The organism is Pseudoalteromonas sp. 2CM28B (assembly GCF_023161935.1).
Map to the genome: position 1 here is coordinate 26,639 of NZ_JALNTH010000059.1, position 8,182 is coordinate 34,820.

Sequence of the window (8,182 nt, forward strand, 5' to 3'; positions counted from 1 at the left end):
CATGTTTAAAGTAATCTGATGAATTTATTAACTAAAAAAACAAAAAAAATACTATTACTAGCCCTTTTAGCGGGTAGCTTATTTAACACCTCTGAGATTTTTGCTAACCCCACACCGGTTGGGCTTTGGAAAACTATTAACGAAGAGACTAACGAGGCTAAGTCGTACGTACGCATTACTGAGCAAGATGGTGTGCTGACTGGTAAAATTGAAAAAATACTCAATAAAGCCAAGCAAGATGCACTTTGCGCCGAGTGTGATGGTGATAAAAAGAATCAGCCTATGTTGGGGATGACCATTATTGAAGATGTGACCTATGCGGGTGACGGTAGTTGGGAAGACGGTGAAATACTCGACCCAAATAATGGTAAAACCTACAGCGTGCGTTTAACACCGCAGCAAAATGGCGAAAAACTTGAAGTGCGTGGTTATGTGGGCTTTTTTTACCGTAACCAATACTGGTTAAAAGTAGAATAGTTAAGAATTAAAAAGCGCTGCATGGCAGCGCTCTTTGCAATAGTGAGTTATAGGGTTTCAGCGTACTCTGTCATCACTTGTTGTACCCAAGTGGCAATACGCTCGTCGCTTAGCTCGTACTGACTGTCTTCATCTAATGCTAAACCTACAAACTGTTTACCGTCTTCGGTAAGTGCTTTTGATGCTTCAAATTCGTAATTACTGTCGTTCGGCCAAAAGCCTAATTGAGTAATGGCTTGGGCATTTATTTCGTCGTGAAGCATGCCTAATGCGTCTTGAAACCACTGACCATACCCTTGCTGGTCGCCCATGCCAAACAAAGCAATGGTTTTACCATTTAAGTCGACATCTTTTATGTCGTCCCACTTTGATTCCCAGTCTTCTTGAATTTCGCCAAAGTCCCACGTAGAAATACCAAAAATGATAAAGTCGTATTGCTCAGCATTTTTAAGGGGTTCGTCTTTAATATTGTGTAAACTGACGATATCGGCGCCAATAATGTCGCGTATTTTTTCTGCCGCCATTTCGGTATAGCAGGTAGTAGAACCAAAAAATAAACCAATCTGCATCGTATTTATCACTGTGTAATTGCCTGTTATGATAGGCTCAAGTTTACCGTAAGGTATTTTTAATTGATACCTTCTCCCGTGGTATTACCAACATGAGATCACAACGTGACAACGCTATCTGACGATTTACCTGAACAAAACACTGAGCTAAGCAGCAATAGCGACTTTTTAGAAACCTTTTTAGATAGCCTATATTTAGAGCAAGGCGTAAGTGAAAACACACTGAGCGCTTATCGCAGTGACTTAGATAAGTTTTGCCAATTTTTAAAAGGCGAAAACTTAATGACGGTAACCAGCCTCGACGTTGAAAGTTACCTAGCACACCGCGTTGATTTAGGGCTAAAACCACGCAGTACTGCACGCAGTATTAGTGCATTAAAACGTTTTTATCAGTACTTTGTACGCGAAAAAATAATTAGCGACTCACCTATGGTTAATATTGCTCAGCCTAAAGCGGGGCAGTCGTTACCAAAAACGCTTTCTGAGGCCGAAGTAGAGGCGCTATTAAGTGCGCCCAACATTGAAGAGCCAATGGGTCTGCGCGACAAAGCCATGCTGGAGTTACTGTATGCAACAGGGCTGCGGGTAACCGAGCTGGTGGGGCTTAGAATGGAGCAAATAAATTTGCGCCAAGCTGTGGTGTTTGTAAAAGGTAAAGGTAACAAAGAGCGATTAGTGCCATTAGGTGAAGAGGCCATGTACTGGCTCGAGCAATTTTTAAAGCTTGGGCGAGCACAAATGATAAAACATGCCACCGATTTTGTGTTTCCTTCTAAACGAGGGGTAGGCATGACACGACAAACTTTTTGGCATCGGATCAAACACTATGCTATTTTGGCATCCGTTGAGTCGCCGTTATCACCCCATACCTTGCGACATGCATTTGCAACGCATTTATTAAATCATGGGGCTGACTTGCGTGTGGTGCAGATGATGCTTGGCCACAGCGACCTATCAACTACCCAAATTTATACGCATGTAGCGAATGAACGATTAAAATCGGTACATGCTGAGCATCATCCTCGTGCTTAAGCGAATTTTTTTGTCACTAAGCCGGTCATATAGACACGATAAGATAAGTATTTTTAAGATAGAGAACCCGTTATGAAAAAATTAATGTTAGCAGGTGCCATGTTGTGCACTAGTTTGAGCGCCTTTGCTAATGGCGTTGCAGTAACACCCGATGCCAATGATCCTATCGTGACGAAATTTGCCGCGCTAGGGGTAACCGTTAAACAAATTAATCCAAGCCCAGTTGCAGGCTTAAAAGAATTGATCACCAATAAAGGTGTGCTGTATGCAAGTCCTGACGGTCAATTTTTAATGCAAGGTACGCTAATCGATTTAAACAACCGTAGTAACCTAACCGAGCAAGCACTTAATGGTGTGCGCCAATCAGGGTTAAAAGAATACGAAGACTCAATGATTGTTTACAAAGCGCCTGAAGAGAAGCACAGCATTACTGTATTTACCGATATTAGCTGTGGTTACTGTCGTAAATTACACCGTGAACTAGATGACTTACTTGATGCGGGTATTACCGTTAAGTATTTAGCGTTTCCGCGTGGCGGTCTGCAAGGATCTGGTTACGCTGATTTAATGAATGTATGGTGTGCGAAAGATCAGCAAGAAGCATTAACTGAAGCTAAATCAGGTGCAGATACCCACATTGTTAAAGGCTGTAGCGCACCTGTTGCTGAGCATTATCAGTTAGGCCAGAGTTTTGGTATTAGCGGTACACCGGCTATTATTTTAGAAGATGGCACGATGATCCCAGGTTATCAGCCTGCTGCGGCATTAAGCGCAGCGCTTGAGGCTAACAAAGCGGGCTAAGCAATACCGCGAGTATGTGTTTAAAAAGGCCTTTATGGCCTTTTTTTGTCTTATTATCATGAACATCATAAGTTAAAAACTAGCATGAAAAAAATGATCATTGCGCGAGAACCCGTTGACGACTCTCATCTGCCGAGCCATCTTCACCCTGTTATTAAGCAAATTTATGCCACGCGAAATGTGTCCCATGCCGATGAGCTAAACAATAGCGCAGCTACACTCCACGACTTCAAACTTTTTAAAGATATAGACAAAGCCAGCCAACTGTTAATTGAAGCCCTACACGCACAAAGCAAAATACTTATTGTGGGCGACTTTGACGCCGATGGCGCAACCAGCACCGCCACCTTAATGCAAGGGCTGGCCATGTTTGGCTTTACCCACTTAGATTACTTAGTACCAGACCGCTTTAGTTTAGGATACGGCTTAAGCCCAGCATTGGCTGAGCAAATAGTGACAATGAAGCCCGATTTAGTGATCACCGTCGATAATGGCATATCGTGTATCGCAGGCATTGATATTGTTAAAGCCGCAGGCATTAAAGTACTGGTAACAGATCACCACTTGCAAGGCGAACAACTGCCTAACGCCGATGCTATTGTTAACCCTAACCGTCATGACTGTGATTTTCCTTCTAAGTCGATAGCCGGTGTTGGTGTGGCGTTTTATTTACTTATCGCACTGAGAAGTGCGCTGCGTGAACAAGGCTACTTTAACCAACATCCTATGCCGAATATTGCTGATTTGCTTGATATTGTAGCCCTTGGTACGGTGGCCGATGTGGTAGCCCTTGATTCAAATAACCGTACGTTAGTACATCAAGGGCTGGCTCGAATTCGCAGCGGTAAAACCCGCCCAGGTATAACCGCGCTGATTGAAGTGGCTAATCGCAATGCAGCTCGTTTGAGTGCCAGTGATTTTGGCTTTTCATTGGCACCACGTTTAAATGCAGCAGGGCGTTTAGATGACATGAGTTTAGGTATAGCCTGCTTACTCAGTACCGACATAAATCAAGCAAGGCGCATAGCCGGTGAGCTTGATAGCTTAAACTTTGCCAGACGTGAAATAGAGCAAGGCATGCAAGTAGAAGCGCAAGCGGTGCTCGATAGGCTCGCCTTTAAAGAAGACAGTGTGCCCGATGCCATTTGTTTGTACCAAGACGATTGGCACCAAGGGGTAATTGGTATTTTAGCCGGGCGCTTAAAAGAAAAGTACCACCGGCCAACTGTGATATTTGCCGGTGGTGAAAACGGTGAAATTAAAGGCTCATGTCGCTCTATTGAAGGCTTGCATATGCGCGACTTACTTGAGGGATTAAACACCGCGCAGCCTGGTTTAATTAATAAATTTGGCGGCCACGCAATGGCGGCAGGGTTAAGTATTAACGAGCAGCAATTTACTGAGTTTAAACGTGCGTTTGAAAGTGCGGTCAGCGCGCAACTAAGTGAAGAAAGTAAACGTTGCATTGTGTTTACCGATGGTGAGCTACCTAACGACTGCTTTAGCATGGATTTTGCACAATTATTAAAGCAATCAGGCCCGTGGGGGCAGCAATTTCCTGAGCCGATATTTGAACACACCTTTGAAGTGATACAGCAGCGCATTGTGGGTGAAAAACACCTAAAGTTAGTCCTTAAACACCAATCTGCACGTTTAGTTGACGCCATAGCTTTTGGCATTGATGTAAAAGCGTGGCCAGATACCGAGGCGCAGTTTGTTAAAGTAGCGTACCAGCTCGATATAAATGAATTTAGAGGTAAATTTAGCTTACAACTGATTGTAAGAGAGCTTGAAAAAGTGGGCTAAAAAATATCTTCAAACCATGCATAAAAGGCTAATAAAACGCGCGGTTTTTTGTTAAAATCGGGCGTTTTTATTATTTGATGATTTTTAATTGCGCTCAGTCTCTTTTTTAAGTGCGCAATAACCTAGCCATTTTGGAGTAATGTACATGTTTGAAGTGAATCCTGTGATTAATCAAATCAAGGAAATTCGCGAACGTACTGAACTGCTTCGGGGGTACCTTTGACTACGCTCTTAAACAAGAACGTTTAGAAGAAGTTAACGCCGAACTTGAAGATTCAGCCGTATGGAATGAACCTGAGCGCGCACAAGCCCTTGGTCGTGAAAAGTCAGCACTAGAAGCCGTTGTTGAAACCATTGACACCTTAGTGGCGGGTACTGACGACGTTGAAGGGTTAGTAGAGCTTGCTGTTGAAGCCGAAGATCAAGACACCTTTGATGAAGCACAAAGTGAACTAGCTGATTTAAATCAGCAGCTTGAAGGGCTTGAGTTTCGTCGTATGTTTTCAGGTTCTCACGATTCAAACGATGCCTACCTTGATTTACAGTCAGGTTCTGGCGGTACTGAAGCGCAAGACTGGTGTAATATTTTACTTCGCATGTATTTACGCTGGGGTGAAGCAAAAGGCTTTAAAGTAGAGCTTGTTGAAGCGACCGATGGTGATGTTGCCGGTATTAAAGGCGCAACGGTGCGTTTTTCTGGGGAATACGCTTATGGTTGGTTACGCACTGAAACAGGCGTACACCGCCTCGTTCGTAAAAGTCCATTTGACTCAAGTGGTCGTCGTCATACCTCGTTTGCTTCTGCGTTTGTTTACCCAGAAGTTGATGACAATATTGAAATTGACATTAATCCGTCTGATTTGCGTATAGACGTTTACCGTGCATCAGGCGCGGGTGGTCAGCACGTAAATACCACTGAATCAGCGGTACGTATTACTCACGTGCCAACTAATACTGTGGTGCAGTGTCAAAACGAGCGCTCGCAGCATAAAAATAAAGCCCAAGCAATGAAGCAGTTAAAAGCGAAATTATTTGAGCTTGAGCTACAACAGCAAAATGCAGAAAAGCAAAGCCAAGAAGACAACAAGTCTGATATTGGCTGGGGAAGTCAAATTCGTTCTTACGTACTTGATGACTCGCGTATTAAAGATTTACGTACCGGCGTTGAAAACCGTAATACTCAAGCGGTACTCGATGGCGACTTAGACAAATTTATTGAAGCCAGCTTAAAATCTGGCTTATAACCACCAAGCTAAAAAAGAGCTAAAAAATGACTGATCAAATCCAAGACGAAAATAAGTTAATCGCTGAGCGTCGCGGCAAATTAGACGCTATTCGCGCAAATTGCCCAGCCAACGGTCATCCAAACCAATTCCGTCGTGAGCATTACACGGCAGATTTGCAGGCTGAGTTTGGTGATAAGAGTAAAGAAGAATTAATCGAATTACAGCACGTAGTATCGATTGCGGGTCGTATTCTTGCTAAGCGTGGTCCGTTTATGTCTATTCAAGATATGAAAGGCCGTGTACAAGTTTATGCATCAAAAGACGTTCAAAAAGATTTAAAAGCAAAATATGGCCAGCTTGATATTGGCGATATTATTGGTGTTAAAGGGCCACTTAATAAATCGGGTAAAGGTGATTTATACGTAGATATGGCTGAGTACGAACTACTGACTAAGTCACTTCGTCCACTTCCTGAAAAATTCCATGGCCTGTCGGATCAAGAAACGAAATACCGTCAGCGTTATGTTGATTTAATTACTAACGAAGCAACGCGTGAAACATTCCGTATTCGTTCACAAGTGGTTGAAGGTATTCGTCGCTTTTTAGCAGACCGCGATTTTATGGAAGTAGAAACGCCAATGCTACAGGTTATTCCTGGTGGTGCATCTGCGCGTCCGTTTGTGACTCATCATAATGCGCTTGATATCGACATGTACTTACGTATTGCGCCTGAGCTTTACTTAAAGCGTTTAGTAGTAGGTGGTTTTGACCGTGTATTCGAAATTAACCGTAATTTCCGTAACGAAGGGTTATCAACGCGTCACAACCCAGAATTCACCATGATTGAGTTCTACCAAGCATACGCTGACTACATTGATTTAATGAACATCACCGAAGACATGTTACGTACAGTTGCAACTAACGTATTGGGTAGCCCAATCGTTGTTAACACCACTAAAGATGAAAACGGTGAAGTGATTGATTCAGTAGAGTATGACTTTGGTCAACCGTTCACACGTTTAAGCATGAGCGACGCAATCTTAAAATATAACCCTGAGTTTGATGCTGCGGTATTTAACGACCCAGAAAACCACTTTGAAGAATTAAAAGCGTACGCTAAACAAGTGCATGTTAAAATTCCTGAAAACTGCGTATGGGGCCCGGGTAAGTTTTTATGTGAAATATTTGAAGAAACGGCTGAGCATATGCTTATCCAACCTACATTTATCACAGGGTACCCGTGGGAAGTGTCTCCACTTGCACGTCGTAACGACGAAAACCCATTTGTAACTGACCGCTTTGAATTCTTTGTTGGTGGCCGTGAACTAGCAAATGGTTTCTCTGAGCTTAATGATGCACAAGATCAAGCTGAGCGTTTTTCTCGCCAAGTTGAAGAAAAAGACGCAGGTGATGATGAAGCAATGCACTACGACGAAGACTACATTCGCGCGTTAGAGTATGGTTTACCACCAACAGCGGGTGAAGGGATTGGTATTGACCGTTTAGTCATGTTGTTTACTGACTCATCAACTATCAAAGATGTTATTTTATTCCCACATATGCGCCCACAAGCAGACTAAGCTTGAAGGAATAAACTAAAAAATTATCAACGCCGCTAACTAGCGGCGTTTTTTTGCCCTATTGTTTGTGAGACATTGCCTAAACTGCTCATTAAGTCTTTTAATTAATTGTTTTCACATTAATAATGAAGTCTAGGTATAAAGAGCAATTAACCTTTAATTCAGTTTCACTCGCATATGGTTACTCCACTGCTTAGCAACATTACAGCAGTGATATAACTTTTTGGTATGATTGTTTTTTAAACATTGCGTTGTATTTATGTAAATTTTTTAGCTAAAATGTGGCGGAAATTTATACGCTGTCATTCTTAGTCGTAAAAAATAAAAATTTCTAAAGGACTTAGAAAAATAATATGAAAGTTAAACAAGTAGAACCTTTACCTGATGAAAACACCACTGAACAACAGCGACAAGCATATTATCGTGCGTGTATTGCTGAGTTTCAGAAGTTAGGCTATCAAGAGCAATACCTTGCTGAACTTACGGACGAACTAGTACCAGTGATGGGTGTAAACTCAAGCACGCCAAATGCCTAACCCGATTAAATTTCGAACTAATTTCACTGTAAAACTAAACATATGTGCAATCTATAGCCATATAGTCACTTTTGTCAGAAAAGTGTTTGACATATTTTCTGAAATCTTTATTATACGCCCCACAAGACGGAGAGGTGTCCGAGTGGCCGAAGGAG

Annotated in this window: 8 protein-coding genes; 7 read left to right on the forward strand and 1 reads right to left on the reverse strand. The window is 42.4% G+C overall.

Going from position 1 to position 8,182, the window contains the following annotated elements:
- Positions 1–18 precede the first annotated feature (18 nt).
- Positions 19–477 carry a DUF2147 domain-containing protein gene (locus MTN96_RS34830; RefSeq protein WP_138627624.1) on the forward strand — a complete coding sequence of 153 codons (459 nt, stop codon included), beginning with the start codon at positions 19–21 and terminating at the stop codon, positions 475–477.
- A gap of 47 nt (positions 478–524) precedes the next feature.
- Here the strand turns inward: MTN96_RS34830 and fldB are convergent, their stop codons facing one another.
- Entirely contained in the window at positions 525–1,046 is a 522-nt protein-coding gene (gene fldB / locus MTN96_RS34835) for a flavodoxin FldB (RefSeq protein WP_248534553.1), read from the reverse strand.
- Between the two features lie 105 nt (positions 1,047–1,151).
- Between fldB and xerD the strand changes: the two genes are divergently transcribed.
- From xerD to MTN96_RS34865, 6 genes are all read left to right on the forward strand, one after another.
- Positions 1,152–2,078, forward strand: coding sequence for a site-specific tyrosine recombinase XerD (gene xerD / locus MTN96_RS34840; RefSeq protein WP_008110662.1), 927 nt, complete (start codon positions 1,152–1,154; stop codon positions 2,076–2,078).
- Positions 2,079–2,150: 72 nt separating this feature from the next.
- Positions 2,151–2,879, forward strand: a complete 729-nt coding sequence (gene dsbC, locus MTN96_RS34845; RefSeq protein ID WP_248534555.1) for a bifunctional protein-disulfide isomerase/oxidoreductase DsbC — start codon at positions 2,151–2,153, stop codon at positions 2,877–2,879.
- 84 nt (positions 2,880–2,963) lie between these two features.
- Complete coding sequence (gene recJ / locus MTN96_RS34850; RefSeq protein ID WP_248534557.1) at positions 2,964–4,685, forward strand: single-stranded-DNA-specific exonuclease RecJ; 1,722 nt, start codon at positions 2,964–2,966, stop codon at positions 4,683–4,685.
- A 145-nt stretch (positions 4,686–4,830) separates the two neighbouring features.
- Positions 4,831–5,929 (forward strand): peptide chain release factor 2 gene (gene prfB / locus MTN96_RS34855; RefSeq protein ID WP_096038752.1). Its coding sequence is split into 2 segments (ribosomal slippage): positions 4,831–4,905 and positions 4,907–5,929, totalling 1,098 coding nucleotides; the frame shifts between segments, so codons are not numbered across the junction.
- A 26-nt stretch (positions 5,930–5,955) separates the two neighbouring features.
- The gene (gene lysS, locus MTN96_RS34860; RefSeq protein ID WP_008467803.1) at positions 5,956–7,491 is read left to right on the forward strand and encodes a lysine--tRNA ligase; all 1,536 of its coding nucleotides are present in this window, start codon (positions 5,956–5,958) and stop codon (positions 7,489–7,491) included.
- 353 nt (positions 7,492–7,844) lie between these two features.
- Positions 7,845–8,027 (forward strand): hypothetical protein, encoded by a 183-nt coding sequence (locus tag MTN96_RS34865; RefSeq protein WP_248473791.1) that lies wholly within the window; start codon positions 7,845–7,847, stop codon positions 8,025–8,027.
- Positions 8,028–8,182 lie beyond the last annotated feature (155 nt).

What these genes read in the sequence shown, in the direction of transcription:
- MTN96_RS34865 (WP_248473791.1), top strand. Translation starts at nt 7,845, where the DNA reads ATGAAAGTTAAACAAGTAGAACCTTTACCTGATGAAAACACCACTGAA.
- recJ (WP_248534557.1), top strand. Translation starts at nt 2,964, where the DNA reads ATGAAAAAAATGATCATTGCGCGAGAACCCGTTGACGACTCTCATCTG.
- lysS (WP_008467803.1), top strand. Translation starts at nt 5,956, where the DNA reads ATGACTGATCAAATCCAAGACGAAAATAAGTTAATCGCTGAGCGTCGC.
- fldB (WP_248534553.1), bottom strand. Translation starts at nt 1,046, where the DNA reads ATGCAGATTGGTTTATTTTTTGGTTCTACTACCTGCTATACCGAAATG.
- MTN96_RS34830 (WP_138627624.1), top strand. Translation starts at nt 19, where the DNA reads ATGAATTTATTAACTAAAAAAACAAAAAAAATACTATTACTAGCCCTT.
- dsbC (WP_248534555.1), top strand. Translation starts at nt 2,151, where the DNA reads ATGAAAAAATTAATGTTAGCAGGTGCCATGTTGTGCACTAGTTTGAGC.